Here is a 26,729-nt window from a genome sequence, read left to right as displayed (position 1 = left end):
AGCGGCAGCGATCCAAACGGCCCCGACCGGGCGCACCCCTCTCGGTTCAGACCGCGACACCTACCTGCAGCCAGTCCTGCGTGATCGCGGCAACAAGACCGCCACGGAGCGCTGCATAAACCCCGCCGCCAAGCGAACGAAGCCACAGCCCCGTCGCATCCCGGACGCCCGCCCCAAACGACCGATTTTGTCGCCCTGGACAACAAGCGCCAGCGCTCCCCATGGGCAGGGGCCGACCCTGTGCTCCAACGAGAACAGCGGGCCAGCCTCTGCAGAGGCTGGCCCGCTGTTCAGCGTTGCGTCAGGAAGTGCGCACCGTGATCGGGGTGCCTTCGCTGATGTGCTGCGCGTAGATGCTCAGCTCAGGATCACTGATGGTCCCGCTGATGCGGGACCACCGCGTCCGCAGCACCGGCTTGATCTCTTCCACCGGCGCACCGGCGTACTGCTGGCCCAACTGATCGAGCATCCTCTGGTAGTCCTTGGCCAACGTGGTCATCGTGTCCTGGACGGCTCGCTGCAGCTCGCGCTCCAGATTTCCCGAGATCTTCACCCGGGCGCTCATCGGGACACCTGCTGGGTGATGGTGGTTCCGGGGTGACGTGCGACGGTGGAAGTGGTGACGAAGCGGCCCGTGATGGCCGAACGGCCCACCGAACGGGTCGCTCCGCCGGGTGAGGGGATCGTCTCGGTAGTGGTGGTCCGCGGATTGCGCTTGGCCGTGGAGGTCTTCACGAACCGGCCCGTGCTGGCACTGCGGTGAACGGTCTTGCCCATGGGCTCGACTCCTGTTCTAGGTGTCCCGTTAACCGGGTGTCACCCATCCTGAGCGCGGCGGTGAGGGCGGTAGAGTCCGAAGCCTAGCCGCCAAACTAGACACCGAGCCCTGCGCCCTCCACCCTGGAGGGTCCAGAGCTTTGGTGCTCTAACGGAATTCTATCGTGGAACCCGGACGCATTAAGTGGGAGCTCTCACTGCCGGTCACTGACTCGTGTCAGGACGGCCTGGAATCTGCCGCAGGCCCGAGATTTTGGGGTATCCGGTAGCTCTGTCCACGTCTTTATCCACAAGATCTTGATCGGAGTCATTTCGTCGCGGGCTTTCAGAAGACACTACGCGCCGGCGAGGGATGTGCGGTCGGCTCTATATCCGAATGGCTTCGCGGTGTCTCCTCCAGACTTCAGTGGCGGGAGGCGGGCGCAGTGGGAATGTCCAAGCGGGTATGGGTGAGCCACCACCACGACGTGTTGGCGAGGGTTGTGGCGAGGATCAGGTCTGCCACAAACGACCGATAAAGGCAGTGGCCCATCGCCGTCCTTAGCGGGGGCGCGTCTCTCGGCTGGGGTGGTCGCGGGCGTTTCTGCGTTCAGAGTGTGTCGTGCCCGTCCTCGCTCAGCTCGGCTGCCTTCATCCAGAGCCGATAGCTGCCGTATCCCGCCAGGAGTGCGAGGCCCCAGCCGATGAAGCGTGCGTTCCCGGTGGTCATCTCCATCGGGAACAGAGCATAGCGTCCCCAGAACCAGACGAGCAGCACCATGAGTAGCAGTCCGGCCAGGATGCGAAGGTACGTGGTCCGTCTCATGCGCTGAGCCTACCGGCGCGGGATTCCCGATTATGAGCATGTGCGTCCCGGGAGGCTCGCCGGCTGCGGGTGACGGTCCCGATCACACAGAGGATGAAGCCGAGCAGGAGAAGCCCCCATCCGAGCAGTCCCCGCCATTCCAGACGCGTGAAGTTGAGGATGCTCAACCCGCACAGCTGGATGAGCGCGCCGATGATGCGCAGGCTGGGGTGGGAGGGGGGACGCTGGTCCATGAGCCGAGCGCAGCTTCCCTGCCGACAGGCCACCAGGGGCCCTGCGGGGCACGTCCAGGCAGGTATACCCCTTTACACGCCCCGCCCGCCCACGAGACCATCACGTCAGAGACGGTGTGAATCGCAGCGCTAAATGGCGTGGTTTTTGTAACGCTTTAAGGCCTGCTAATCAGGTGGGTGATCGGATCTGAGCTTTCCGCAGACGACAGGTTCTACGTCCGGCTGACGGCGGGTTTCATAGGCACCCCTGGCGCAACAAACGTTTTGTCGTGAAATCCTAGACCCCGCCCTAGAGGGCCTGTGGTTGAAGAGTCGGTCTTACGATGGACAATGGTCCAAACCAGCGACACCAGTGCGCACTGTTCGTGCTGTGGGCGGCGTCTGCCGTTGAGCAGGTTGCACGCGTTGGCGGATGGCGCGGCTTACGTCTGCCGGCGGTGCGGCTTATGGATTGCGGTCCGTCGTCGCTGAGTGATTCCGTTGAAACGTCTGGTTGTGGATGTGCCGATGATCAAAGGTAGCTACAGATGACTTCGGCATTGCACTGAGCGGGGTCGCCGGCCGCCGCGGTTCCGTGAAGGCCGGCAACGGTTTCTCTGAGCGCGGTGAGTTCGGCGATGTGCCTGTCCAGGTTCGTCAGGTGCTCGGCAAGCTGATCACGCACGTGGCCGCACGGCGCCGTGCCAGCATCCCGGATTTGGAGGATGTCGAGGATTTCGGCCAGAGTGAGGCCGGCAACTTGGCTGCGCCGGATGAATTCAAGCCTGACGATCGTGTCCTCTGGATAGTCGCGGTAGCCGTTGGTGGCTCGGTCGGCCTGCGGCAGGAGCCCTCGCTCCTCGTAAAACCTCAAGGCCTTGGTCGTCACGCCGGAGGCCGCCGCTACTTCACCGATACGCATGCTTCACCTCGTTCTCGAAAGACTCCGTAATCTTCCATTTTGCTGGAAGATCACGAAGGTGATGGGGGTCTTTGTGGTGTGCCAATTCCTTCGTGCTCCCGCCTGTACGTTTCTCGACCCGGTTAGGGGGTGAGGTCGAGTTGTTCGAGGGCGACCTGGTAGGCCTCGTGGTAGGTCGGGAATTGGGCGACCTGGTCCAGGAGCGTGTCGATCGGCAGTTGCGTGCGGATGGCGAGGGAGGCGTGGTGGATCCACTCTCCGGCCATGGGGCCGACGGCCCAGGCTCCGATGAGGATCTTCCGGTCGGCGTCGGCGAGTAGGCCGAGGTGCCCGCGGGGGTCCTGCTCGTAGGTCCAGGGTCGGGCGATGGCGTCGGCGAGGTCCAGTTCCGTGGCGATGGTGCGGATGCCCTGCTTCGTTGCCTGTTCCTGGGTTAGTCCGGCGCCGGCGATTTCGGGGTCGGTGAATACGACACGCGGTATGCCGTCGTAGGTGGCCGGGTGGGGTCGGCCGAGGATGGCGTCGGCGGCGATCCGGCCTTGGTACTTCGCGACGTGGGTGAAAGGCATGATGCCGGTGACGTCGCCGATGGCCCACGTGTTTTCGCCGGCGCGGCAGTGGTCGTCGATCTGGATTTCTCCGTGGTCGCCGAGGGTTACGCCAGCGTGTTCGAAGCCGAGTCCTTCGGTGCGTGGTGTGCGGCCGGTACCGAAGATCACGACGTCTGCTGCCACCTCACCGGCTGGATCGCCGTCGCGTGTCTGAAGCTCGATGATGCTGTCGGCTCCCTCGCGCCGCGCCTGGACGGCGGAGGTGGCCAGCCGGATGTCGATGCCGGCCTCCTGCAGGTACTGGTGGGCAAGTTCCCCCACCCGGGGCCCTTCGCGGTCCAGTAACCTCTCGCCGCAGTGGATCAGGGTGATGGCCACTCCGAAGCGGGCCAGGAACGTCGCGGTTTCCACGCCGACGGCGCTGCCGCCGATGATGACCGCCCGCTCGGGGAGCGTGCTGGTGGTGTAGGTTTCACGGTTCGTCCAGGCCGTGATCTGGTCGATGCCGTCCAACGGTGGGATCACGGCGTCGGAGCCGGTGGCGATAATGATGTGCTCGGCTGTGATCTCGCGGTCTCCAGCCTGGATCCGGCCCGGTCCGGTAATCCGAGCTTCGTCCTTGATCACCACGGCGCCCTCTTTGATGTACCCGTCGACCTGTGCCTGGTCATCGAGGTTCCGGATCATGTAGTCCCGGTACTTTGCAGTGGCAGCCCAGTCCAGTTCGGCGCCGGAGACACCGGCGGCCCGTTGAACTTCCGTGCGCGCTTCCGGCGGCCGCAGGACGGTCTTGGAAGGGATACACGCCCAGTAGGCGCATTCCCCGCCGATTAGTTCCCGCTCGAAGACCACGACGTTCTTCCCGGCTTTCAGAAGCCGGTCGGCCGCGACCTCCCCGCCTGGGCCCAGACCGAGGGCGGCAACATCGAAATGTTCACTCATGAGAATTTCTCCTTCAGATTCAGCGGATCTTTCCCGGCTCTTTCCGGTCCTTCGTCAACATCTCGCACCGGCCCCGGCCCGCCTCCTGCACCGGTACTGAACCCGTGCAAGCCCTCCAGTTGCCAGTGGTGGTCCGGCGGGTAGTGGTGGGTGGTCGGTTGGTTCAGCAGGCGCAGCTTTGGACGCCGTTGCTTACCTGGTCGGTGGCGGGTCCTGGTGTGTGGGTGAGCATCTTCTCAGCCATGGAGGATCCGAGTTCGTAGGCCTCTTTGACAGGCATGATGGTGCCGCCGGGGTGGGTTTCGAGCCAGGGCGCTGCGTCGTCGGGTGAGGCGAAGAAGTGGACCTGGTTGCAGAACGATGAGCGGACGGAGCTGATGTCCTCCGGGTTCACCAGGGACACCACGGCGGTGGCCGGCTCCACGCTGGTGACACCCATCGCTGTGACAGCCACCCGTACCGGGGTGCCTGTGGCCTGATGTGAGGATTCGATACGCGCGGATGCGCCCAGCAGGGTCGGGAAGATCAGGGTGTCCAGCGCGCACCAGGTGTAGAGTTGCTCACCGTTTACCTCGAACCGGTGCTGCGTGGGGCGCTGCGTCAGGCCCTGCCCGATGATCCGCCCGGACCCGTCGTACTCCGTGTCGCCCATCGCCTTGAGGGCAGTGCGGACTTCCTCCCCGGCACGGCCGGTCGCCGCGGCGAGGTCGCTCACGTCGACCGGGTCGCCCAGGGCGAGGAGTTTCAGTAGGGGCATCCACAGCCAGGGCTCCATCCCCGTCTCGTTGGACGCAAGCCGGTCAGTGACCTCGCTGATGTTGTTCATCGCGGTCGTTCCTTTCAAGGCATGGTGTGTCAGTGTTCGGCGATCGGTGGTTCAGGTGTTCAGGCGGCGCAGCAGGAAAGTTTGGAGACATCCGTCTTGAAGGACTGGGCAACGATCTTGATGCCCTCGGCCATGGTCAGGTACGGGCTCCAGAGGTTCGCGACCTGATCGACGGTCATCCCGGCCTGCAGGATGTACACGCCTGTTGCAGCGAGGTCGCCGGCTTCCTTCGCGACGGCGGTGATACCGACGATCCTGCCGGTGTCGGCGTCTGCGACCATCTTGATGAATCCGCGGGTGTCCCGGTTCACCACGGCGCGGGGTATGTATTCCAGCGGTACAACCCGGCATTCGCACCTGATCCCGGCGTCTCTTGCCTGCTTGTCGGTCATGCCGACAACCGCGAGGTTAGGGCTGGTGAACGTGACGCGGGGCAGGTGGCTGTAGTCCACGGCGCGGCCGGCGTCGCTGAAGGCGTTGTCGACCATCAGGGTGCCGTGGGATGCGGCGACGTACACGTATTCGGGGTGCCCGGTCACGTCCCCCGCAGCCCAAACGCGTGGGTTAGAGCTCACCAGGGTGTCCTCGACGACGACTTCCCCCTTGTCCCCGGTCTTCACGCTCACCCCGGCCAGGTTTAGCCCGTCGGTGACCGGGCGCCGACCCGTGGCGATGAGGACCTTGGAGGCCCGGAGGGTTTCGCGCCCGCCGGCGATGTCGGCCTGGGCGGCAATGCCGCCGTCCGTGTCCTGGGTGATGGAGGAGACGGTGGAGCGGCGGATGACCCGGATGCCCTCGTTGGCGAAGACGCTCATCAATGCCCTGGATGCTTCGGGTTCCTCACCCGATGCCAGGCGAGAGCGCACCAGCATGGTGACCTTCGAGCCGAGGCGGGCGAAGAGTTGGGCCTGTTCCAGGGCGACGTACCCGCCGCCGATGACCAGCAAGGACTCGGGTACCTCGTCGAGTTCCATGGCCGTGGTCGATGTCAGGTAATCGACCGTGTCCAGACCATTGATCGGTGCGGCCCACGGGGTGGAGCCGGTCGCGACCAGATAGTGGGCGGCCGTGATCGTCTCCCTGGTCCCGTCCTGCGCGGTGACCTCCAGCGCAGGGTCCGCGGCGGTGCCGGTGAATACAGCATTGCCGTGGCGCAGCTCCCACCCGTAGTCCGCGACGAGGTCCACGTACTTATCGGAGCGCACGTTCTCCACCAAGGCGCGCTTTCCCGCGATGAGTGCTTCCATGTCCACGGGTCCCGCGGTGGCGGTGAGGCCGGGGAACCTGCCGGCGTCCTGGGCGGTGTGGCGTGCCTCGGCTGCGGCGAGCAGAGCCTTGGAGGGGATGCATCCGGTGTTCACGCAGGTCCCGCCCACGGTCCCGCGTTCGATCATGACGACCCGTTTGTCGAGGTTCGTTGCCCTGATCGCGGCAGCGAACGCGCCACCACCGGAACCGATGATCGCCAGATCGAAATGCGGTACTGCCTCGTTCATGCGAATCTCCCTACACTGCCATCGGGCACCGGTTCATTGCGTGACGGCAGAAGCTGATGGCTGGTTTTCCAGTGGTTGATCTTCAGTCTGCACCTTCCCCTACGGGGGAAGGTCAAGGGTTCTCTGAACGGACGACGGGCTGGGGGCCCTCGAGGTGGTCGAGGCCGGTCCAGGCGATGTCTTCAAGCGGCCCGTAGGCGGGCGAGGTCGTTCCGGCGCGGCAGTCGTACTCCCACTCGGCCTCGGTGGGCAATCGGTACCCGTCAGCGCTCGTGTTCCAGGTAACGGAGCGTCCGTCCCCAGCACGCGTGTAGGCCGGCTGCAGCTCTTCGGCATTGGATAGCTCGTTGCAGAGGTTGATGGTCTCGAACCATGTCAGAGGCGTGAGCGGGCGTCCGGTGCTCCGGTCATGGAGGGGGTGCACTGCCATCTCGAAGGGCTCCAGTTCCACATCCCGTGTGGTCCCGCGGCGGGCGTCGCGCAGGGTGATTTTTCCCGAAGACAGGGTGGCCATGGAGGGCTGGTTCATGGTGTCAGCGTCGCACACGGGCTGACTGGAGAACTATGACCCCTAGTCAATCAAGGTTCAAATGTCAATACCTAAGTGACTCATGGTCGCATGAAACATATTTGCGCGTTTGTGAAATCTTCGCTGCATCTCGACAGCTGCGTCCCACGGAGTCATGGATCACGCTTTAAGGTGACAGGGGTCACCTTCGCCGCTACTCTTCACCCAGCCGTCACGGACTCGCACCCGTTCGGCTGTGTCATCCCCATCCTCGCTCTGGAGAACCCCATGACCTTCGCCGACCTCATCGATGCAGCCAACGGCTACATCTGGTCACTCCCGCTCATCTTCCTCTGCCTCCTTGTGGGCGTGTACTTCTCGCTGCGGACTGCGTTCCTGCAGGTGCGGGGCATCCCGGACATGCTGGCCCAGCTCAAGAACGGCGAGAAGTCCCAGGACGGCACGTCCTCGTTCCAGTCGCTCATGATGTCCCTGGCCGGCCGCGTCGGCATGGGCAACATCGGCGGCGTGGCCACGGCCATCGCCTTCGGCGGCCCGGGCGCCGTCTTCTGGATGTGGGCCGTGGCCTTCCTCGGCGCCTCCACGTCCTTCATCGAGTGCACGCTCGGCCAGATCTACAAGGAGAAGGACAAGGACACCGGCGAATACCGCGGCGGCCCGGCCTACTACTTCGAGAAGGCCTACCGCCACACCAAGTTCGGCGGCCTCCTGAAGGTCTACGCGGTGATCTTCGCGATCGTCACCGTCTTCGCCACCAGCTTCTTCCTGCCGGGTGTGCAGGCCAACGGCATGGCCTCTTCCATGGAGGAGGCCTGGGGCCTCCCGACGTGGGGCGTGGCCATCGGCATCGTGATCGTCCTGGCCTTCATCGTGGTCGGCGGCGTCAAGCGCATCGCCACCTTCGCGGTGTTCGTGGTGCCGATCATGGCCGTGCTCTACATCATCCTGGCGCTGATCGTCTTCTTCATCAACTTCGACCAGATCCCCGCCGTCTTCGGCTCGATCTTCTCCTCGGCCTTCGGCATGAACTCGGTGTTCGGCGCCATCCTGGGCCTGGCCGTGCAGTGGGGCGTCAAGCGCGGCGTGTACTCCAACGAGGCGGGCCAGGGCACCGGCCCGCACGCGGCCGCCGCCGCCGAGGTCTCCCACCCGGCCAAGCAGGGCTACGCCCAGGCGTTCGCCGTGTACGTGGACACCCTGTTCGTCTGCACCGCCACCGCGTTCATCGTCCTGTCCACCGGCATGTACCGCGTGTACTCCGGCGGGTCCGCCGACACCCCCATCCTCCAGGATCCGGGCAAGCTGCCGGCCGACTCCAAGGTGGGCCCGGCGTTCGTGCAGAACGGCTTCGACACCGTGTTCACCGGCTTCGGTCCGACCTTCGTGGCCGTGGCGCTGGCGTTCTTCGCCTTCACCACGATCGTGGCCTACTACTACATGGCCGAGGTCAACCTGTCCTACCTCGTCCGCGGCGCGCGCAACCCCCTGGTCCGACGCGTGGCCATCCGGGTCCTGCAGGGCCTGATCCTGGCCTCCGTGGCCTACGGCGCCGTCACCACCACGGGCGCCGCCTGGGGCCTGGGAGACATCGGCGTGGGCTCCATGGCGTGGATGAACATCGTGGGCATCCTCTTCCTGCAGGTCCCCGCGCTCAAGGCGCTCAAGGACTACCACGCGCAGAAGAAGCAGGGCCTGGACCCGCAGTTCGACCCGCGCCCCCTGGGCATCCGCAACGCGGACTTCTGGGAGCTGCGCGCTGACGGGCTCGTCACGCAGGGCATGACCGGCGCCGAGCTGGAGGCCCATGCGACGGTCGCGGGCGCCGGCACGGTCCGCACGGACGTGGACCGGGGCGGCGGCGCGCACCGCGCCTGATCGGAACCGCGCACCGCGCACGACGACGGCGCCCCCACCTCGCCGAGGTGGGGGCGCCGTCGTCGTGGAGCCGCGGGGCGGCGTCAGCCGACCGGCAGCTCCGGGTGGAACCGCTCGGTGACCTTCGGATGGGCCCGGGCGAAGCCCTTGAGCATGTTGGCGCCGAAGGAGGAGAGCATGGGGTTCTCCGGGTCGTCGGAGGCGCCGCGGTCCTCGGCGGCCAGCTCCGCGGGCAGCGCGACCGGCTCGATCACGGCGTCCAGGCGCGGGGAGTGGAAGAACGGCACGGAGTAGCGGTCCACGCCCTCCGGCGGGGACTGCACACGGTGGATGGTGGCCATCAGGTAGCCGTCCGTGGCCACCTCGAGCATCTCGCCGAGGTTCACCACGAGCGCGCCCGGGATGGGCTCCACCGGGAGCCACTCGTCCTGGCCATGGGGGCGCACCTCCAGGCCGCCGACCTCGTCCTGCAGCAGCAGGGTGATGAAGCCGTAGTCCGCGTGCGAGCCCACCCCCTGGGCGCCGGCCTCGGCCACCCCGCCCACGTAGTGCGCGAGCTTGGCCATCCAGGCCCGGTCGCCGTCGAAGGCGTCCGCGAAGTGGTCCTCGGGCAGGCCGATCGCCACGCACAGGGCGCGGAGCAGCTCCTCGCCCACGTGGTCCATGAGCGCGGTCCACGCCATGGCGGCGCGCTCGAGCTCGGGCATGTCCGCGGGCCAGCGGTTGCGGCCCTGCAGGTGCCAGTACTCCTCGCCGGGGCCGATCCGCTCGGTCGACACCGGCGCGCGGTCCGGGGCGAAGTCGATCTGCTCGCGGGAGTCCGGGCGGCCCTGCGTGCGCTCGGCGGCGATCGCCGACCAGCCGCGCCAGTGGGGGGAGTCCTGGTTGTGCAGGGCCAGCTTCTCCTCCGTGGGGCGGGCGAAGAACTCGGCCGTCACGCGGAACAGCTCGTCCACCTGGCCCGGCTGGGCGCCGTAGCCGACGATCTGGAAGAAGCCCACGTGATGGGCGGCATGGCGGAGGCGGTCGAGGAAGGCCGGATCGAACGTGCCGTCCGCACGACGCATGGCGGACACGTCCAACACGGGGACGTCGAGGACGGGGGTGGGGGTGCTCATGCGCCCAGTCCACTCCCAAGCCGCCGTGGCCGCCAGCCACGGAGACGCCGGGTTGAGCCCCGTGACGCCCAGTGACGTGTCAGTTGCGGGCGGCGGCGCCGTCGTGGTCGTCGTGGCCGCCCTCGGAGAGCTCGGAGAGGACCCAGGCCAGCAGTGAGGCGCCCACCTGCTCGTGGACGTCGTCGGCGTCGCCGAAGCCGCGCTCGGCCAGGTCTGCGGCGGTGATCACCGGGTAGGGCCGCTCCGGGACGCCGTCCTCGGGGCGCACGTCCACGTGGGACACCTGGACGCCCTGCTCGTGCAGGGCGTCCGCCATGGCGTAGTCCGTGCGGGAGTCGCCCGCCGTGAACCAGCGGTCCGGGAAGGGGACGCCTGCCTCCGCCATGAGCGCGCGGCACCGCTCGAGGCCGAGGTCCTTGCCGGAGCGGACGTGCTCCACGTCCACGGAGATGACGGTCGGGTCCACGCGGATCCGCCCGTCCTCCCCGCGCTCGGCGAGCATCGCCTCGATCGCTTGCGCGGCGGCGTCGCGCGCCGGCTCGTACTCCTCGCGGTCCGCACCGACCTCCATCTCGAAGGAGACCATGGCGAGCTTCGTGCGGTCCTCCGGCTGCAGGTCCCGGGCGTGATCGTCGTTGGCCTGCACGATCGCCCGCGCCAGATCCGGTTCGATCACCATGTCCTCGTCCCGGCGCAGCCAGTCCGGCACCTGCTCGCGGTCGTCCACGGGCGGGACCTCCCCCGCGGGCACCGCGGAGAACGGGAACCACACGGCGCCCTTCTCGGAGATCCCGTAGAACGGGGTGCCGTCGAGGCCCCCGCGCTCGCGCAGCGGTTCAAGGACGTGGCGCAGCAGAAACTCGACCGAGCGGCCCGTGTTGAAGCCCACGGGGATCCCACGCCGGCCGAGGGCGGCCAGGCGGTCGAGGACCTCGTCGGGGACGCGGCGGGTCTCGGTGGAAGCCAAGGGGCCGTCGACGTCGAGCAGGAGTCCGAGGGGTGCGGGAGTCATGCTCCCAGGGTAAGGGGGCGGGCCGCTACGCTGACCAGCAGACTCGCCGCCCTGCCGCCCGCCCGCTGGGGCGGATCGCCTCGACCCCGTCCGGGAGGACCCATGAGCACCGCCATCGACGTCGGCCCGCAGGGCCCGGCTCCGACCACCCCTCACGCCGAGCCCAGCTCGGGCCGCGGCCTGGCCTCGCGCGGCGGGCAGGTCGCCACCCTGCTGGTCGTCCTGTTCGCGATCGTCACGGCGTTCGTTGGCGCCGGCGTCCTCGGCGGCACCCCCGTCCAGGAGGCGGCGGGCGGCTGGCTGTCCGAGGACGGCACGTGGGTCGCGCCGGCGGCCCCGGCGTTCCGCATCTGGTCCGTGATCTACACGGGTGTGCTGGCGTATGCGGTCTGGCAGTTCCTCCCCTCCGCCCAGTCCCGTCGGCACGACCGCCTGCGCCCGTGGATTCTGGCGTCCCTCCTGCTGAACGCGGCGTGGAACTGGACGGTGCAGCTCGGTGCCCTGGGCGTGAGCGTCCTGGTCATCGTCCTGCTCCTGGCGACCCTCTGCCGGATCCTCGTGCTGCTCGAGACCGGCCGCGCGCGCGGCTGGGCCGAGCGCATCCTCCTGGACGGCGTCCAGGGCCTGCACCTGGGCTGGGTCTCGATCGCCGTCGTGGCCAACGTGGCCGCCTGGCTGGGCTCCCTCGGCTGGTTCGGCGCCCCGCTGCTGCCCACCACGTGGGCGCTGATCATGATCGTGGTGGCCACCGTGATCGCCGCCCTCACCGCCGTGTACGACGGCGGCCGCCTCGCCCCGGCCGCCGCCCTCGCCTGGGGCCTGGTCTGGCTGGGCGTCGGCCGCACCGACGGCACGGGCCTGCAGTCCGGCGGCGTGGCGCTCACCGCGTGGGGCTGCGCCGGCGTCGTGATGCTGTGCTGGCTGGCGGCCCTGCTGCTGTCCCGCCGCTCCGCCACGGGCGAGGCCCGCGACCTCGTGCTGGATGCCCTCGACGGCGGCGACGACCCCGTGGACGGGATCCGCTGACCCGGCGTCACCGGCAGAAAAACCCGAGCGTCGCCTGATTCGGAGCTGAGCGGACTCGGTGCGAGGATGCTCTCCGGGAGGGGGCCCCGCCCTGCGGTGGGGCCCCTTTCGTGTGCCCGTTCCCCGACCCAGGAGTCAGAGTGTCCCTCCGCCCCTCCCTGCGCACCGCTGTCGCCGGTGCGTCCCTGGCCGGTCTCGTCCTGACCGGCTGCACCGCCACCGCCGATCCGGCTCCGACGGAGCCGTCGTCCACCGTCCCGTCCTCCTCGGCGGCGGCCGTGGGTTCCCCTCGGGCCTCGGCCTCTCCCGCAGTGGAGGGCGACCGTGCCACGGTGGACCGCGTGATCGATGGCGACACGGTGGACGTGCGGCTCAGCGGTGACCGCGTTCGTGTACGCCTGCTGAACATCGACACCCCTGAGACCAAGCACCCCAACAAGGGAGTGCAGTGCCTGGGTCCGGAGGCCACTGACCTGCTCGAGTCGCTCCTCGAGCCTGGCGATGAGGTGGTGCTCCAGTACGACGAGGAACGCACCGACCACTACGGCCGGACCCTGGCCGGCGTCTTCGAGGGGGACGAGCTCGTCAACGCGGAGATCGCCCGGGCCGGCCTGGGCGTGCCGGTGGTGTTCGAGCCGAACCGCCGTTTCCTGCCGGAGGTCGAGGCAGCGTGGCGCGAGGCTGAGCGTGCCGGTACGGGGCTGAACCAGGAGGGCCTGGAGTGCAGCCTCCCCGCCATGGCCTCCCCGCAGACCCTCGGTGAGGAGCCGCCCGCGGATCCGACCATGGTGGCGGACATCGCCGATCTCGACGGTGCCCTGTCCGGCACCGCCGCGACTGCTGCAGCCGTGGCGCTGCTGCGGGACGTCGTGGACGTCGCCGCACAGGCCCCCGGGCCCCAGGATCCGCCCCGCAGCGAGCGTGCCGGCGATCCCGACGACGGCCATGCCTGGATGGGGGTGCTCTACCGCGACGAGCTGTCCCGGGCCCAGGAGGTCCTGACCGATTACGCCGGCCTGGATGCCTACCGCACGGCCCTGGCGGCCGAGCAGACCCGCCGGGCGGAGGCGACGGCCGCGCAGCGGGCCCGCGAATCTGCCCAGGCCCGGGCCGAGGCCGAGGCCAGCCGTGCGGCGGCGGAGGCGAAGGAACAGGCCGAGCAGGAGCGCGCGGAGGCGGAGGCCCGTCTCGAACAGGAGCGTGCGGAGGCGGAGGCCCGTCTCGAACAGGAGCGTGCCGACGCCGAGCGGGAGGCCGAGGAGCGCGCCGAGCGCGAGGCGGCCGAGGAACGGGCATCCCGGGAGGCCGCGGAGGAGTCCGAGTCCTCCGAGGACGACGGCGCCTCCTCGGGCCGCACCTCGCAGAAGGCGCCCAACCGGTGCTACGCGCCGGGCGGAGAGACGTTCGTGTACTGCGACGAGCAGGGCTCGTCCTCCTCGGGCGGTGCCGGCGCTGACGCGCAGGAATCCGACGACGACGAGTCCGCCGCCGCCGCCGGCGGTGCAGGCGGACCGGTGTCCGGATCCGGCGGCGTCTGCCCGGACGGCTACCCGATCAAGGGGAACGACAATTCTGGGATCTACCACGCGCCGGGCCAGCGGGACTACGGCAAGACCAATGTCCGCAACTGCTACGCCTCCGAGGCCGCTGCGGTCGCAGACGGCTACCGCAAGGCGAAGCGCTGACTCGGCCCTCCCACACGACGACGCCGGCCCTCCCCGTGCGGGGAAGGCCGGCGTCCTCGTGCGGGTGCAGCGCCGGGCTCAGGCCTTGTCGGCGGCGTGGGCGCCGCCGTCACGTGCATGCCGCGGACGGTTGACGGCGGAGTCGCCCCCACCGTGCGTGGCCCGCAGCTCGTAGCCCTTCTGCTCGAGCTCCTCCTGCTTCTCCGCCTTCTTCACGAGGGCGTCGGCGTCCTTCGGGGGCAGCTTCACGGCCTCCTCGGCGGGCATGCCGGCGATGAGCTGCTTGGCGCGCTCCACCTCCGTGTCCAGCTCGAGGCCCAGCAGCAGGACGATGTTGAAGATCCACAGCGCGAAGAGCAGGGCCATGACGCCGCCGATCGCGCCGTAGGCGGAGTAGCCGGCCAGCTGCGTGAAGTAGAAGTACAGGCCCACCGAGGCCAGCACCATGCCAACCAGCGCGAAGATGTTGCCCGGGCCGAACATCCGGAAGCTGGGCTTCTTCACGTTCGGGGCCATGTAGTAGAGCGTGGCGATCAGGACGAGCACGAGGAGCACCACGACGGGCCACTTCACCCACGCCCAGATGGGCAGGAACGTGTCCGAGAGGAAGTTCACCGCGGAGGTCAGGCCCAGCGGCTGCGCGATCGGGGCGAGCAGGCCGTCGACGAGCGAGCGGTTGAGCGCCAGGGAGATCAGCACCAGCACGATGCCCAGCAGCATCACCACGGTGGTGAGCAGGTTGCTCAGGAGCAGACGGATGAAGCCGCGGCCCTCGGCGAAGTTGTACACCTGGTTCGAGGCCCGGTTGAAGGCCTTCACGTAGGCGGAGGCGGACCACACCGCGGTCAGGATGCCGATCACCAGGGCGATGATGCCGCCCGTGGACTGCTGCATCAGGTTCTCCACCACGCTCTGCACCACCGACTGGTAGTCGGACGGGACCATGGTGGTCAGCTGGGTCACCAGGTCGTCCACCACCGAGCGGTTCGAGGCCAGCACGAGGGTGAGGATGGAGAACACGGCCAGCAGGGACGGCGCCAGCGAGAGCACCATGAAGTAGGTGAGCTTCGCGGCGAGGTCCGTGCCGCCGTCGTTCATGAACTCCTTGAACGCCCGGGTCACGGCGTACTTCCAGCCGGCGCCGTCCAGCTTGATGCCCTTCAGACGCTCGGTGCGCTCCTCCGGATCGATCTTCGCGGCCTCCAGGGTCGCGTCGACGGGATGTGTGGCCACGGGTGTTCCTCTCGGAGACGTCGGGTGGGGATCCCAGCCAGCCTATCCGAGGGCCGGGCTCCGGTCGCAGGGTTCGGCCCCCTCACGACCGGGCCCCTTCCCGCGGCCGCGGTTCAGCACGCGGGGACGTTCACGGCGAGACCGCCGCGCGAGGTCTCCTTGTACTTGGACTTCATGTCCGCCCCGGTGTCGCGCATCGTCCTGATGGCCTGGTCGAGCGTGACGCGGTGGTCGCCGTCGCCCACCAGGGCCAGGCGGGCGGCATTGATGGCCTTCACGGAGGCGATCGCGTTGCGCTCGATGCAGGGGACCTGCACCAGGCCGCCGACGGGGTCGCAGGTCAGGCCGAGGTTGTGCTCGATCCCGATCTCCGCCGCGTTCTCGACCTGCACGGGCGAGCCGCCCAGCACGGCGCACAGGGCGCCGGCCGCCATCGAGCACGCCGAGCCGACCTCGCCCTGGCAGCCGACCTCCGCACCCGAGATGGACGCGTTGCGCTTGTACAGGATGCCGATGGCCGCGGCGGTGAACAGGAAGTCCAGGATCTTCGTGCGGCGCTCCTCGGCCGGGGTGTCCTCGGTGAGCACGAACCGGTCGAAGTAGTGCAGGACCGCGGGGATGATGCCGGCGGCGCCGTTCGTGGGCGCCGTGACGATCCGGCCGAAGGAGGCGTTCTCCTCGTTGACGGCCAGGGCGAACAGGTTCACCCACTCCATGGCCCACATCGGGTCCTTGTCCTGGCCGTCCACGCCCTTCTGCTGCAGCTGCGCGTGCAGCCCGGGGGCGCGGCGCTTGACCTTGAGCCCGCCCGGCAGGATCGGCTCGGTACGGTGCAGGCCGTTGTCCACGCACTGCTGCATGACGTCCCAGATCTCCAGGACCTTCGCCTCGATCTCCGCGAGGTCGCCGCGGGAGGCCTCGTTGGCGCGCATCACGTCCGCGATCGACTTGCCGTGGACCTGGGACTGGGACAGCAGCTCGGCGCCCGTGGAGAAGGGGTGCGGCTCCGGGTCCTCGCCGTGGCGGGTGATGTCCCGGGTCTCGTCCAGCTCCGCGTTCAGCTCCTCGCCGGTGACCACGAATCCGCCGCCCACCGAGTAGTACTCGCGGGTCAGCAGGACCTCGCCGGCGGCGTCGAACGCGGTGAGGCGCATGCCGTTGGGGTGCCCCGGCAGGCTCTTGCGCATGTGCAGGACGAGGTCCTTGGGGCGGTCGAACGGGATCTGGTGACCGCCCGCCAGCGGCAGCGTGCGCTCCTCGACGCAACGGCTCACCTGCGGGGCGGCGGCGTCGGGGTCGATGGTCTCCGGGTCGTGGCCGCACAGGCCGAGGATCACGGCCATGTCCGAGCCGTGGCCGACGCCGGTGGCGGAGAGGGAGCCGAAGAGCTCGCCCTTGACGCGCGCCACGCGGTCCAGGAGGCCCTCCTGCTCGAGCACGAAGGTGAACCGGCGTGCCGCGCGCATGGGCCCCACGGTGTGGGACGAGGACGGGCCGATGCCGATGGAGAACAGGTCCAGGATGCTCAGTGCCACGGGGGGCTCCCTTCTGCGCCCCGGGTGCGGCGCGGTGAGACGGTGCCCGGGCGGCGTGCCAGCCGGGGGTCGGGGCGGATCACGCCCGGGTCCAGCGTAGGGGCCGCGGACGGACGCGGCCAGGAGAGCGCCACGATGGCCGGGGAAGCCCTCTCCGTCCGGCATCGCCCCTGATCAGAGGATGTTGTCCGGCGTCTCGGCCACCCGCGCGTGCGCGCGGAAGGAGCGCACGTCGGCGAGGTACTCGTCCGCGTGGGCGAACTCCTCCCGGCGCCCGTCGGGTGAGCGGTCCGGAACCAGTTGGACCACGGGGATGGGGGTGTCCGCCGCGCCGGCCTCGAGGGCCTCGGCCACGGACCCGAGGTCCCGCAGGGCGCGCAGCTGCGCCCACGTGGGCGTCATGAGGTTGACCTCCCCGGCGCGGAACGCCTCGATCAGCGCCGCGGGCGCGGCCCAGCCGTGCTCCGTCGCCTCCGTGGTCAGCCGGTCCGGCTCCTGGCCCTCGGGCACCGCCACCAGGAAGAACGCCGTGTCGTACCGGCGGGGAACGCCGACCGGCGTGATCCAGCGCTGCCAGGCCCGCAGGCCCGCGGCGTCAGGGACCAGGCCGTGCTCGGCGAGCAGCGTCACGAACTCCTGCTCATGCCGCTCCACCGCCGCCCGCCGCGGCGCCAGCGCGGCGGCCGTCTCCGCGCCGGCGGGGCCCCCGCCCACGGTGCGGGCCAGCAGCACGCCGGTCTCCTCGAAGGTCTCCCGGACGACGGCGGCCAGGAACCGGGCCGCCACCGCCGCCGGCTCGTCCTGGGCCTGGGTCTCCACCGGGCGGTCCGCAAGGCCGAGGCGACGGGCCCACGCGTCCAGGTCCGCCGCACCGGGGGCGGTCGTGACGGCGGGGGCGAGGGCGGCGTCGTCGGCGGGGTCCACCCGCCCGCCGGGGAACGCGGTGGCGTGCGCGCTGAAGGCCATGGTGGCGGCCCGCCGCACGTGGAAGACCTCCAGGCCGGCGTCCCCGTCCCGGAGCAGCAGGAGCGAGGCGGCGGCCAGGGCCGGAGCGGGCGGGGGGGTCTCCAAGGCGCGCATGGTCCCCCAGGCTAGCCCAGGGGGGCCTGTCCGCCGAGGGCGCAGAGCGGGACCACCCCCCGGCATGGGCAGGGGCGTGGCGCGCCGGTAGCCTGGGGAGACCGGCTGTGCCGCACCGCCACCACCCCCGGCCCCGCGGCCGTCGATTCGAGGAGGAGTCGCGCGTGAAGATCGCCGTTCTGGCCAAGCAGGTCCCGGACACGTGGCAGGACCGCACCCTGGACATGGACACCGGCATGGTGGTCCGTGACGGTGCCGCCGAGCCCGTGCCGGACGAGATCAACGAGCGCGTCATGGAGGTCGCCCTGGCCCATCGCGACGCCGGCGGGGACGCCGAGATCGTCGCCGTGACCATGGGGCCGGCGGATGCCACCAAGACGCTGCGCAAGATGCTGGCGATGGGCGCGGACGCCGCGGTGCACGTCACCGACGAGGCCCTGGCATGGTCCGACGCGTGGCAGACGGCCCGCGTGCTGGCGGCGGCGGTGGAGCAGATCGGGGCGGACGTGGTCCTGGCCGGCAACCTCTCGACGGACGGCGGCTCGGGCGTGGTCCCGGCCATGGTGGCCGAGCTCCTGGACCGGCCCATCCTGCCGCACGCCGAGGCGGTCGTCATCACGGCCGAGGAGATCACCGGCACCGTGGTCACCGAGGACGCCCGCTTGGAGGCCGCCGTGTCGGTGCCCGCCGTGGTGGCGCTGACCGAGAAGACGGCCGAGCCGCGGTTCCCGAACTTCAAGAACATCATGGCGGCCAAGAAGAAGCCGCTCGACACCCTCACTCTCGCGGACCTGGGCCTGACCGCCGGCCCGCTCGAGGCGGACCGCCGCTCCGTGATGGTCTCGGCGGCCGCGCGCCCCGAGCGTCAGGCCGGCCCGAAGATCGTCGACGACGGGACGGCCGCCGAGCAGGTCGTCGCCTTCCTCGCCGAGCGCCGCCTCGTCTGATCCCGCTCGACCGACCCCAGGAGGCTTCATGACCGACATCCAGAACACCCCTGTCCTGGTGCTGGCCGAGCTGACCGCGGCCGGCACCCTGCGCACCGCCGTGGCCGACGCCCTCGGCGCGGCCGCCCAGGTGGGCGCGCCGCACGCGGTCCTCGTGACTGGCCCGGACGCCGCCGGCGACGCCGCCCCCAATGCCCTCGTGGCGCGCCTGGGCGAACTGGGCGCCGCCGTCGTGCACACCGCTGCGTCCGAGCACGTGGGCTCCGCGATGGGCTCGGCCGAGGTGGCCGCGCTGGCCGCCGCGATCGAGGCCGTGCTGCCCGAGGCCGTGGTGCTGCCCAACTCTCCGGAGTCCCGCACGATCGCTGGCCGCCTGGCCGTGCGCGCGCACGGCGCCGTCACCGCCGACGCCGTGGCGCTGCGCCGTCAGGACGGCGAGGTCGTGGCCCAGCACTCCGTGTTCGGGGGGGACGTGCTCGCCGAGTCCACCGTGGAGGGCGGGCCGAACATCGTCACCCTGCGGCCCGGTGTCGTCGAGGAGCGGGCGCAGCCCGTGGCCGACCCCGAGGTCCGGCCGCTCCAGGTGGGGGAGCGGGCCGTCACCGCGGGCGCGCAGATCCGCTCCTCCGATCCGGTGGAGGTGTCCTCGGACCGCCCCGCGCTGCGGACCGCCAAGACAGTGGTGGCCGGTGGCCGCGGCGTGGGCTCCAAGGAGGGGTTCACCACGCTCGTGGAGCCCCTCGCCGACGCGCTGGGGGCCGCCGTGGGCGCCTCCCGCGCCGCCGTCGACTCCGGCTTCACGAGCGCCGACCGGCAGGTGGGCCAGACCGGAGTGATCGTGGCGCCGGACCTCTACATCTCCCTCGGCATCTCCGGGGCCATCCAGCACCTGGCCGGCATGAAGACCTCCAAGACCATCGTGGCGATCGACTCCAACGAGGACGCCGAGATCTTCGACCACGCCGACTTCGGCGTGGTGGGGGACGTGTTCGAGATCGTCCCGCAGCTGATCGCCCGGCTCGACGCCCGCCGCGGCTGAGCCGCCTCTCCCGGGAAGGGGACCGCACCGTGCCGCAGCGCATGCAGGGGTACACCGAGTTCCGAGGCACGCCCTGGCCTCCCGCCGGGGCCGCCCCGGCCGAGCCGCCGACGACGACGGCGCCCGCCTCCGAGCCCGTCCCGGCGCCGGAGACCGCCCGCGAGCCGGGCCGCCGCATGGCCGGCTACAGCGCGTTCCGTGGCACGCCGTGGCCGCCACGGACGAGGGCGGCGGTCGGGTCCGCCTCGCCGGACGCCGCCCCGGCAACGGAGGCCGCGCCGGCGTCGGTCGCCGCCCCCGCCGCAGCCCGGGAGCCGGGCCGCCGCATGGCCGGGTACACCGCCTTCCGCGGCACCCCCTGGCCGCCGGCTGAGGCGGCCGCGCCGTCCTCCGCAGCGCCGGCGGTGACCGCTCCCACCGCCCCGGTGGCGGACCCGGCCCCCGCGGCCGCCCCCGCCGAGCCGACCGAACCTGTTCGGACCGAGGCGACCGCCGCCGAGGTTCCGGCCTCCGCCGACGCCCCGGCTTCCGCCCCGGTGGCGTCCGCCTCCGCCGCCCCGGCCGCGGCGACCCGCGAGGCCCCGCCGGCCTCGTCCGTCCCCAGCCCGTCCGCGTCCGCAGGGAAGCCCGCCGGCGAGGCGGAGGGGCCGGCCCCCTCGCTGCGGCGACGCCTCGGCGTGGCGGTGGGCGGCGTCGTCGTTCTGGGCCTGCTGGCCGTGCTCGGCGCGCGCTGGCTGATCACCGTGCCCGCCGTGGCGGAGTTCGTGGCACGGTATCCGGGCGTGCCCGTGCACCCGGAGGCCACGCCCGTGGGCATCCCCGCGTGGCTGGCCTGGCAGCACTTCCTGAACGCGTTCCTGATGGTGCTGATCATCCGCACGGGCCTGCAGGTGCGGCAGGAGACGCGGCCGCCGGCGAACTTCACCCCGAGGAAGCCGGGCCTGTTCGCCCCGCCCGGCAGCACCGGCAAGAAGTTCTCGCTGACCATCTGGATCCACCAGGCCCTGGATGCACTGTGGCTGCTCAACGGGTTCGTGTTCGTGGTCCTGCTGCTCGCCACCGGGCACTGGATGCGGCTGATCCCCACGGATCCGGCCACGCCGATGCACATGGCCTCCACGGCGCTGCAGTACGCCACCCTGGACTGGCCCCCCCACGACGGCTGGGTGCACTACAACGCCCTCCAGATGACGGCCTACGCGGGCGTGGTGTTCGTCCTGGCGCCGTTGGCCGCCCTCACCGGGTTCCGCATGTCCAGCTGGTGGCCCGCCGAGCACGCGGGCCTGAGCCGGGCGTTCCCCATGGAGCTGGCACGCCGCGTGCACTTCCCCGTGATGGTGCTGTTCGTGCTGTTCATCGTGGTGCACGTGGCCCTCACGCTGCTCTCCGGCGTCCTGCACAACCTCAACACGATGTTCCTGGCACGGGACGCGGCGGACGCGTGGGGCCTCGTGGCGTTCCTCGTGGCCTGCGCCGTGACGGCGGCGGCGTGGGTGCTGCTGAAGCCCGCGATCGTCTCCCCGGTGGCCGAGCGGTTCGGGCGCGTCGGGCGGTGACCGCGCCTACGGCGCCGTGCGTCAGCGCTGCGCGGCGCGGAAGCTGACCTGCGCCTGGATGGCGGGCCTGCCCGCGATCGGCACCCCGGTCTCCGGGTCCACGCCCACCAGCTCGACCTCCACGATGCGCAGGCTCCGCCCCGCGTGCCGCACCCGCGTCAGGGCCACCTGCTCGCCGAGACCCGGGCGGGCGAACACCACCTGCACGGCCTGCACGTCGTACTCCTGCCGGTCCGGCAGGGCGGCCTGCGCGGCCAGCACGGCGCGCATGGTCTGGATGCCGCCGTGTGTCATGGCCCCGGGGTTGTCCAGGGCGGGCTCGTGCCGGAACCGCAGGCCCTCGACGGCGTCCTCGGTGACGGCGGGCCGCTCGCCCGGGCGCGGCGCGGGGACGGTCTCCGCGACGACGGCGGTCACCGTGGCCATCGAGTCCTGGTCCGCCTCGGCGATCGGCTGCGCGGCCTGCTCGATGTACGCCTCCCGCCCGGCCGACTGGATGCCGTCCACGGCCTGGAACCAGCCGGTGGCCTCCACGTAGGGCGTGCCGGCGTCGTCCACGAGGAGGCCGCGGGCCGCGCCGCCCAGGGAGTCGTGCATGAGGGGGACACCCAGCATGGCCAGGCGCGGGCGGTCCGTGGGGTCGGCCGGGTCGAAGGCCGGCAGGGTCCGCAGCACGTTGATCTGCAGCTGCGTGGTGACCACCGCGGTCATGGCGTTCTCCGCGGCCCAGTGCAGGGTCACGGCGGTGAGGTTGTCGACGGCCACGCATGCGGCGGCACCGGTGGGGCGGCCGTCCAGGCCGCGGGTCCACGGCCCGATCTCCCAGTCTGCGGGGTGCAGGGCGCCGTCGGTGGTCAGGCGGATCGTCTCCCGGCGGCGCAGGCCGGACAGCTGCTCCGGCCGCCCCAGCGGCAGACGGCGAGGCCCGTTCAGGCGCGGGTCGGTGGCGGGGTCGGGGCGGGTCGCAAGGGTCGTGGTCGGCACCCGCAGAGCCTACCGGGGCCGTGTGTTCTCGAACGTGGAGTCGGGCGTATCGGCGCTTTCGCACGCGGAACAGGGCCTGTTCCGCGTGCGAAAGCGAAGGGGGCGGTCAGCCCAGGGCGAGCTCCCCGTCGGCCGGGGTGTCGAAGTGGGCCTGGACGACGTCGTCGCCCACCTCCTCCACGGTGGCCGGGTCCCACTGCGGGTTCCGGTCCTTGTCCACGAGCTGGGCGCGGATGCCCTCGGCCATGTCATGCCGGCGCACCATGTGGGACGCGATCCGGTATTCCTGGCGCAGCGCGTCCCGCACGTCCCCGTCCTCGATCCCTTCGAGGCGGCGCAGGGCCTCCAGGGTGACCTTCACGGACGTCGGGGACTTCGCCCGGATCGTCTCTACGATCCCGGCCGCGTGCTCGCGCACCTGCCTGTCCTCGTGCTCGGCGGCCACCCGTTCGAGCTCCGCGAGGACCTCCTCCACGGTGTCGTGCGCGTAGGCCGGCTCGAGCCACGCGGCGGCCGTGACCAGCGGGGCCTCGCCCGGCTCCTGCGCGTGCCGGGCCAGCACCGCGTCCACTGCGGTCTCAGCGCTCACCGCGTCGGTCTCGCGCAGCGCAGCGCGCAGATCCGTCACCACGGCGTCCAGGTCCCCGGAGGGGACGAGGGTGTCCGCGAACCCCAGAGCGACGGCGTCCGCGCCGGTGGCGAACTCAGAGGTCAGGCCCAGGTGCCGGCCGAGCCGGTGCGGCGCGCGGGAGAGCAGCCAGGAGCCGCCCACGTCCGGGGTGAAGCCGATGCCGGTCTCCGGCATGCCCAGCTTCGTGCGCTCGGTGACCACACGGTGCGAGCCGTGCGCCGAGACGCCCACGCCGCCGCCGAGCACGAACCCGTCCATGAGCGCCACGTACGGCTTGGGGTACGCCGCGATCGCGTGGTTCATCCGGTACTCGTCGTGGAAGTACCCCATGGCCTCGGAGGCCCGGCCCTGCGTCATCATCCCGTGCAGGGTCTTCACGTCGCCGCCCGCGCACAGGCCGCGCTCGCCGGCCCCCCGCACGACGGCGGCGCGTACCGCGTCGTCGTCGGCCCACGCCTCGAGCTGCTCGCGGATCGCCACCACCATGCCTCGGGAGAGCGCGTTCATGGCCGTCGGGCGGTTCAGGGTGATCAGGCCGACGCCGTCGGCCACCTCCGTCAGGATCTCCGGCTCGGGGGCGGTCTGCTCGGTCATGCGTCCTCCTGGGGTCTCGGGGCGGGCGGCGGGGGTGTGCGGCTCAGCGGTGCGTCCACTCCGGGGAGCGCTTCTCGGCGAAGGCGGCCATGCCCTCGGCCTGGTCAGCCGAGGAGAACAGGCCGTGGAACACGCGGCGCTCGAACACCAGCCCCTGGGTGAGCGGGGTCTCGAAGGCGTTGAGCACGGCCTCCTTGTTCATCATCGCGGCGGGCTTGGAGAACCCGGCGATGGTGGCGGCGACCTCCTCGGCGGTGGACATGGCGTCCTCGTCCGCCACGAGGCGGGAGACGAGGCCCATGCGCTCGGCCTCCTCGGCCTCCACCATGCGGCCGGTGAGCACCATGTCCATGGCCTTGGCCTTGCCGACGGACTTGGTCAGCCGCTGGGAGCCTCCCATGCCGGGCAGCACGCCGAGGGTGATCTCCGGCTGGCCGAACTTCGCGGAGCGGCCCGCCACGAGCACGTCCGCCATCATGGCCAGCTCGCAGCCGCCGCCGAGGGCGTAGCCCTGCACGCACGCCACGATCGGGATGCGCAGGCGGGTCAGGTCCTCCCAGCGGCGGAACCAGTCCGCCGCGTACATCTCAGCCCCGTCCTTGTCCTTCATCTCCTTGATGTCCGCGCCGGCGGCGAAGGCCTTCTCGGAGCCGAGCAGCAGGATCGCGCCCACCTCCGGGTCGGCGTCGAACTCGACGGCGGCGGCCACCACGGCCTCCATGGTGGCGGCGTTCAGCGCGTTGAGCGCCTTCGGCCGGTTCAGCTGGATGCGGCCCACGCGGCCGTCCCGGCTGACGATCACGGGGGACTCGGCGGAGTCCTGGTGGGGTGCGGTCTGCTCGGTCATGGTTCAGGTGTCCTTCCCTGCGGCACGGATGGTCTCGACGATCCCCGAGAAGTCGCGGGAGGCACCCTCGCCCGCCGCATACCGCTCGTAGATCCCCTGGGCGGCGCGGCCCAGGCCTCCCTGGACACCCTGGTCCTCCAGCGCGTGCAGGGCAAGGGTCAGGTCCTTGTGCATGAGCGCGCCGGCGAAGCCCGGGGCGTAGTCCCGGTTGGCGGGGGAGCCGGGGACCGGGCCGGGGACAGGGCAGTTGGTGGTAAGCGCCCAGCACTGGCCGGAGGCCTCGCTCATGACGTCGTACAGCGCCTGGTGGTCGAGGCCGAGGCGCTCGCCGAGCACGAACGCCTCGGCCACGGCGATCTGGCTGATCCCCAGCACCATGTTGTTGCAGATCTTCGCGGCCTGGCCCAGCCCGGGCCCGCCGCAGTGCACGATCCGCCGCCCCATGACCTCCAGCAGCGGCCGGATCTCGGCGAGGACCTCCTCGGACGCGCCGACCATGAACGCCAGGGTGCCGGCCTCGGCGCCCACCTGACCGCCGGAGACCGGGGCGTCGGCGGCGCGCATGCCCGCCGCCTCGGCCGCCTCCGCGGCCTCGCGGGCCTGGGCCACCTCGATCGTGGAGCAGTCCAGGAAGACTGTGCCCGGGCGGGCGGCGGCCAGCAGGCCCGGCGCGCCGCCGTCGCCTCGGTAGACGTCCAGCACGAGGCGGCCGTTCGGGAGCATGGTGAGGACGACGTCGGCCTCGGCCGCCGCCACGGCGGTGTCCGTCACGGTCTCGACGCCGGCGGCGCGGGCGGCCTCGAGGGCCGCGGGGACGAGGTCGAACCCGAGCACCCGGTGGCCGGCGCCCGCGAGGTTGGCGGCCATCGGGCCGCCCATGTGGCCGAGGCCGAGGAACAGGACGGTGGTCATGGTCTCCTCCTGGAGGGTGGGTCGGCGGGTCAGGAGCCGGCGGGCATCACGAAGCTGGCGCCCTCGCGCGCCCCGGAGGGCCAGCGAGTGGTGACGGTCTTGGTCTTCGTGTAGAACTTCAGGCCGTCCGTGCCATGCTGGTTGAGGTCGCCGAAGCCGGACGCCTTCCAGCCGCCGAACGTGTAGTAGGCGATCGGCACGGGGATCGGCACGTTGACGCCGACCATGCCGCACTGCACCCGGGCGGTGAAGTCGCGGGCCGTGTCCCCGTCGCGGGTGAAGATCGCGACGCCGTTGCCGTACTCGTGGTCGTTCGGCAGGGCCAGGGCGGCCTCGTAGTCCTCCGCGCGGACCACACACAGCACGGGGCCGAAGATCTCCTCGCGGTGGATCCGCATGTCCGGGGTGACGCGGTCGAACAGGGTGGCGCCCACGTAGAAGCCGTCCTCGTGCCCGGGCACCTGCACCCCGCGGCCGTCGACCACCAGCTCCGCGCCCTCGTCCACGCCCGCCTGGATGAGGCCCTCGATCCGCTCCTTCGCGTCCTGGGAGACGACGGGACCGAAGTCGGAGGACTCCTCGAGCGAGGGGCCCACGGTGAGGTCGGCCATGCGCTCGCGCAGCAGCGCCACGAGGCGGTCGGCGGTCTCCTCGCCCACGGGCACCGCCACGGAGATGGCCATGCAGCGCTCGCCGGCGGAGCCGAACGCGGCACCGATCAGGGCGTCCGCCGCCATCTCCAGGTCCGCGTCCAGCATGATCACCGCGTGGTTCTTCGCTCCGCCGAAGCACTGGGCGCGGATGCCGCGGCGGGCGGCGTGCTCATAGATGGAGCGGGCGATCGGGGTGGAGCCCACGAAGCCCACGGCCTGCACGCGGGGGTCGTCGATCAGCGCGCTCACGGCGGTCTTGTCCCCGTGGACCACGTTCAGGGTGCCGGGGGGCATGCCCGCCTCGAGGGCGAGCTCGGCCAGGCGCACCGGCACGGAGGGGTCCCGCTCGGAGGGCTTGAGTACGACGGTGTTGCCCGCGGCCAGGGCGATGCCCGCCTTCCACAGCGGGATCATGGCCGGGAAGTTGAACGGGGTGATGCCGGCGACGACGCCGAGCGGCTGGCGCAGGGAGTGCACGTCGATCCCGGTGCCGGCGGAGGTGGTGAACTCGCCCTTGAGCAGGTGCGGGGCGCCCGCGGCGAACTCCACCACCTCGACGCCGCGCTGCACGTCGCCCTTGGCGTCCGGGAACGTCTTGCCGTGCTCCTTCGAGAGCAGGGTGGCGAGCTCGGCCAGGTGTTCGTTGATCAGATCGACCCACGTCAGGAGGATGCGGCCGCGGCGCTGCGCGTTGAGCGCGGACCATTCGCCGAAGGCGCGCTCCGCTGAGTCCACCGCCCGCGTCACCTCCCCGGGAGAGGCCAGGGCCACCCGTGCCTGCACTCGACCCGTGGCCGGCTCGAAGACGTCGGCGGTGCGCGCGCCGTCGCCCGCCGTGCGCTCGCCGTGGATGAAGTGGGGGATGGTCTGCTGGGACATGGCGCCTCCTCGTCGAGCGGGGCGGTCGGAGCCGACCCGGGCCGCAGGCGACCCGGGGATGTG

The 26,729-nt window shown here is 70.9% G+C and carries 24 protein-coding genes; 6 read left to right on the top strand and 18 right to left on the bottom strand.

The genetic code is table 11. The features are described from left to right. Window positions 1–301: 301 nt before the first annotated feature. From MA879_RS10340 to MA879_RS10305, 8 genes are all read right to left on the bottom strand, one after another. Complete coding sequence (locus MA879_RS10340; protein ID WP_036334322.1) at window positions 302–565, bottom strand: hypothetical protein; 264 nt, start codon at window positions 563–565, stop codon at window positions 302–304. Then, window positions 562–777 (bottom strand): hypothetical protein, encoded by a 216-nt coding sequence (locus MA879_RS10335; RefSeq protein WP_036334324.1) that lies wholly within the window; start codon window positions 775–777, stop codon window positions 562–564. Before MA879_RS10335 ends, MA879_RS10340 begins: the two co-directional genes overlap by 4 nt. A gap of 589 nt (window positions 778–1,366) precedes the next feature. Next, window positions 1,367–1,582 (bottom strand): hypothetical protein, encoded by a 216-nt coding sequence (locus tag MA879_RS10330; RefSeq protein WP_036334147.1) that lies wholly within the window; start codon window positions 1,580–1,582, stop codon window positions 1,367–1,369. A 744-nt stretch (window positions 1,583–2,326) separates the two neighbouring features. Then, on the bottom strand, window positions 2,327–2,716 hold the full coding sequence (locus MA879_RS10325) for a heavy metal-responsive transcriptional regulator (protein ID WP_036334145.1): 390 nt from the start codon (window positions 2,714–2,716) through the stop codon (window positions 2,327–2,329). A gap of 122 nt (window positions 2,717–2,838) precedes the next feature. Then, window positions 2,839–4,209, bottom strand: a complete 1,371-nt coding sequence (locus MA879_RS10320; RefSeq protein WP_248126027.1) for a dihydrolipoyl dehydrogenase family protein — start codon at window positions 4,207–4,209, stop codon at window positions 2,839–2,841. Window positions 4,210–4,372: 163 nt separating this feature from the next. Then, window positions 4,373–5,035 (bottom strand): organomercurial lyase MerB, encoded by a 663-nt coding sequence (gene merB / locus MA879_RS10315; protein WP_036336638.1) that lies wholly within the window; start codon window positions 5,033–5,035, stop codon window positions 4,373–4,375. A gap of 59 nt (window positions 5,036–5,094) precedes the next feature. After that, on the bottom strand, window positions 5,095–6,531 hold the full coding sequence (merA, locus tag MA879_RS10310) for a mercury(II) reductase (protein ID WP_020624860.1): 1,437 nt from the start codon (window positions 6,529–6,531) through the stop codon (window positions 5,095–5,097). A gap of 112 nt (window positions 6,532–6,643) precedes the next feature. After that, a complete protein-coding gene (locus MA879_RS10305) occupies window positions 6,644–7,060 on the bottom strand; it encodes an SUMF1/EgtB/PvdO family nonheme iron enzyme (protein WP_246418723.1) in 417 nt (138 codons plus the stop codon). A gap of 267 nt (window positions 7,061–7,327) precedes the next feature. Between MA879_RS10305 and MA879_RS10300 the strand changes: the two genes are divergently transcribed. Further along, a complete protein-coding gene (locus MA879_RS10300; protein WP_248126024.1) occupies window positions 7,328–8,935 on the top strand; it encodes an alanine/glycine:cation symporter family protein in 1,608 nt (535 codons plus the stop codon). An 83-nt stretch (window positions 8,936–9,018) separates the two neighbouring features. On the opposite strand, the gene MA879_RS10295 is transcribed toward MA879_RS10300, so the two are convergent. Both MA879_RS10295 and MA879_RS10290 read right to left on the bottom strand, forming a co-directional pair. Beyond that, a complete protein-coding gene (locus MA879_RS10295) occupies window positions 9,019–10,053 on the bottom strand; it encodes an isopenicillin N synthase family dioxygenase (RefSeq protein ID WP_248126021.1) in 1,035 nt (344 codons plus the stop codon). A 79-nt stretch (window positions 10,054–10,132) separates the two neighbouring features. Continuing rightward, window positions 10,133–11,065: a Cof-type HAD-IIB family hydrolase gene (locus tag MA879_RS10290; protein WP_248126018.1), complete on the bottom strand. Its 933-nt coding sequence runs from the start codon at window positions 11,063–11,065 to the stop codon at window positions 10,133–10,135. 102 nt (window positions 11,066–11,167) lie between these two features. On the opposite strand from MA879_RS10290, the gene MA879_RS10285 reads away from it, so the two are divergent. Both MA879_RS10285 and MA879_RS10280 read left to right on the top strand, forming a co-directional pair. Next, entirely contained in the window at window positions 11,168–12,091 is a 924-nt protein-coding gene (locus MA879_RS10285; RefSeq protein WP_248126015.1) for a tryptophan-rich sensory protein, read from the top strand. Window positions 12,092–12,231: 140 nt separating this feature from the next. Next, window positions 12,232–13,776 carry a thermonuclease family protein gene (locus MA879_RS10280; RefSeq protein WP_248126012.1) on the top strand — a complete coding sequence of 515 codons (1,545 nt, stop codon included), beginning with the start codon at window positions 12,232–12,234 and terminating at the stop codon, window positions 13,774–13,776. A 78-nt stretch (window positions 13,777–13,854) separates the two neighbouring features. On the opposite strand, the gene MA879_RS10275 is transcribed toward MA879_RS10280, so the two are convergent. From MA879_RS10275 to MA879_RS10265, 3 genes are all read right to left on the bottom strand, one after another. After that, a complete protein-coding gene (locus tag MA879_RS10275) occupies window positions 13,855–15,009 on the bottom strand; it encodes a YihY/virulence factor BrkB family protein (RefSeq protein ID WP_248126009.1) in 1,155 nt (384 codons plus the stop codon). 113 nt (window positions 15,010–15,122) lie between these two features. Beyond that, window positions 15,123–16,544 (bottom strand): L-serine ammonia-lyase, encoded by a 1,422-nt coding sequence (locus MA879_RS10270; RefSeq protein ID WP_248126006.1) that lies wholly within the window; start codon window positions 16,542–16,544, stop codon window positions 15,123–15,125. A 174-nt stretch (window positions 16,545–16,718) separates the two neighbouring features. Then, window positions 16,719–17,624, bottom strand: a complete 906-nt coding sequence (locus MA879_RS10265) for an NUDIX hydrolase (RefSeq protein WP_418001247.1) — start codon at window positions 17,622–17,624, stop codon at window positions 16,719–16,721. Between the two features lie 164 nt (window positions 17,625–17,788). Between MA879_RS10265 and MA879_RS10260 the strand changes: the two genes are divergently transcribed. From MA879_RS10260 to MA879_RS10250, 3 genes are read left to right on the top strand one after another with little or no spacing between them, the layout of a single operon-like run. Further along, complete coding sequence (locus MA879_RS10260; RefSeq protein ID WP_248126000.1) at window positions 17,789–18,571, top strand: electron transfer flavoprotein subunit beta/FixA family protein; 783 nt, start codon at window positions 17,789–17,791, stop codon at window positions 18,569–18,571. Between the two features lie 28 nt (window positions 18,572–18,599). Continuing rightward, window positions 18,600–19,610 (top strand): electron transfer flavoprotein subunit alpha/FixB family protein, encoded by a 1,011-nt coding sequence (locus MA879_RS10255; RefSeq protein WP_248125997.1) that lies wholly within the window; start codon window positions 18,600–18,602, stop codon window positions 19,608–19,610. Between the two features lie 29 nt (window positions 19,611–19,639). Then, window positions 19,640–21,166: a cytochrome b/b6 domain-containing protein gene (locus MA879_RS10250; protein WP_248125994.1), complete on the top strand. Its 1,527-nt coding sequence runs from the start codon at window positions 19,640–19,642 to the stop codon at window positions 21,164–21,166. A gap of 21 nt (window positions 21,167–21,187) precedes the next feature. Here MA879_RS10250 and MA879_RS10245 read toward each other — a convergent pair whose 3' ends face one another. The 5 genes from MA879_RS10245 to MA879_RS10225 form a co-directional block, all read right to left on the bottom strand. Continuing rightward, window positions 21,188–22,150: a hypothetical protein gene (locus tag MA879_RS10245; RefSeq protein ID WP_248125991.1), complete on the bottom strand. Its 963-nt coding sequence runs from the start codon at window positions 22,148–22,150 to the stop codon at window positions 21,188–21,190. Between the two features lie 106 nt (window positions 22,151–22,256). Then, a complete protein-coding gene (locus MA879_RS10240) occupies window positions 22,257–23,375 on the bottom strand; it encodes an enoyl-CoA hydratase/isomerase family protein (protein ID WP_248125988.1) in 1,119 nt (372 codons plus the stop codon). Between the two features lie 43 nt (window positions 23,376–23,418). Beyond that, window positions 23,419–24,222, bottom strand: coding sequence for an enoyl-CoA hydratase-related protein (locus MA879_RS10235; protein ID WP_248125985.1), 804 nt, complete (start codon window positions 24,220–24,222; stop codon window positions 23,419–23,421). A 3-nt stretch (window positions 24,223–24,225) separates the two neighbouring features. Next, on the bottom strand, window positions 24,226–25,134 hold the full coding sequence (gene mmsB / locus MA879_RS10230; RefSeq protein ID WP_248125982.1) for a 3-hydroxyisobutyrate dehydrogenase: 909 nt from the start codon (window positions 25,132–25,134) through the stop codon (window positions 24,226–24,228). A 29-nt stretch (window positions 25,135–25,163) separates the two neighbouring features. Then, window positions 25,164–26,666 (bottom strand): CoA-acylating methylmalonate-semialdehyde dehydrogenase, encoded by a 1,503-nt coding sequence (locus MA879_RS10225; protein WP_248125979.1) that lies wholly within the window; start codon window positions 26,664–26,666, stop codon window positions 25,164–25,166. Window positions 26,667–26,729: the final 63 nt, after the last annotated feature.

It is taken from the genome of Micrococcus lacusdianchii (assembly GCF_023155805.1).
Lineage (GTDB): Bacteria > Actinomycetota > Actinomycetes > Actinomycetales > Micrococcaceae > Micrococcus > Micrococcus lacusdianchii.
Note: the sequence above shows the minus strand (reverse complement) of the source record. Positions and strands in the feature narration are given on the sequence as shown.

Coding starts and splice junctions, on each gene's coding strand:
- merB (WP_036336638.1), bottom strand. CDS start 5,035: ATGAACAACATCAGCGAGGTCACTGACCGGCTTGCGTCCAACGAGACG.
- MA879_RS10295 (WP_248126021.1), bottom strand. CDS start 10,053: ATGAGCACCCCCACCCCCGTCCTCGACGTCCCCGTGTTGGACGTGTCC.
- MA879_RS10305 (WP_246418723.1), bottom strand. CDS start 7,060: ATGAACCAGCCCTCCATGGCCACCCTGTCTTCGGGAAAAATCACCCTG.
- MA879_RS10320 (WP_248126027.1), bottom strand. CDS start 4,209: ATGAGTGAACATTTCGATGTTGCCGCCCTCGGTCTGGGCCCAGGCGGG.
- MA879_RS10240 (WP_248125988.1), bottom strand. CDS start 23,375: ATGACCGAGCAGACCGCCCCCGAGCCGGAGATCCTGACGGAGGTGGCC.
- MA879_RS10340 (WP_036334322.1), bottom strand. CDS start 565: ATGAGCGCCCGGGTGAAGATCTCGGGAAATCTGGAGCGCGAGCTGCAG.
- merA (WP_020624860.1), bottom strand. CDS start 6,531: ATGAACGAGGCAGTACCGCATTTCGATCTGGCGATCATCGGTTCCGGT.
- MA879_RS10325 (WP_036334145.1), bottom strand. CDS start 2,716: ATGCGTATCGGTGAAGTAGCGGCGGCCTCCGGCGTGACGACCAAGGCC.
- MA879_RS10290 (WP_248126018.1), bottom strand. CDS start 11,065: ATGACTCCCGCACCCCTCGGACTCCTGCTCGACGTCGACGGCCCCTTG.
- MA879_RS10225 (WP_248125979.1), bottom strand. CDS start 26,666: ATGTCCCAGCAGACCATCCCCCACTTCATCCACGGCGAGCGCACGGCG.
- MA879_RS10255 (WP_248125997.1), top strand. CDS start 18,600: ATGACCGACATCCAGAACACCCCTGTCCTGGTGCTGGCCGAGCTGACC.
- mmsB (WP_248125982.1), bottom strand. CDS start 25,134: ATGACCACCGTCCTGTTCCTCGGCCTCGGCCACATGGGCGGCCCGATG.
- MA879_RS10265 (WP_418001247.1), bottom strand. CDS start 17,624: ATGCGCGCCTTGGAGACCCCCCCGCCCGCTCCGGCCCTGGCCGCCGCC.
- MA879_RS10300 (WP_248126024.1), top strand. CDS start 7,328: ATGACCTTCGCCGACCTCATCGATGCAGCCAACGGCTACATCTGGTCA.
- MA879_RS10335 (WP_036334324.1), bottom strand. CDS start 777: ATGGGCAAGACCGTTCACCGCAGTGCCAGCACGGGCCGGTTCGTGAAG.
- MA879_RS10235 (WP_248125985.1), bottom strand. CDS start 24,222: ATGACCGAGCAGACCGCACCCCACCAGGACTCCGCCGAGTCCCCCGTG.
- MA879_RS10285 (WP_248126015.1), top strand. CDS start 11,168: ATGAGCACCGCCATCGACGTCGGCCCGCAGGGCCCGGCTCCGACCACC.
- MA879_RS10330 (WP_036334147.1), bottom strand. CDS start 1,582: ATGAGACGGACCACGTACCTTCGCATCCTGGCCGGACTGCTACTCATG.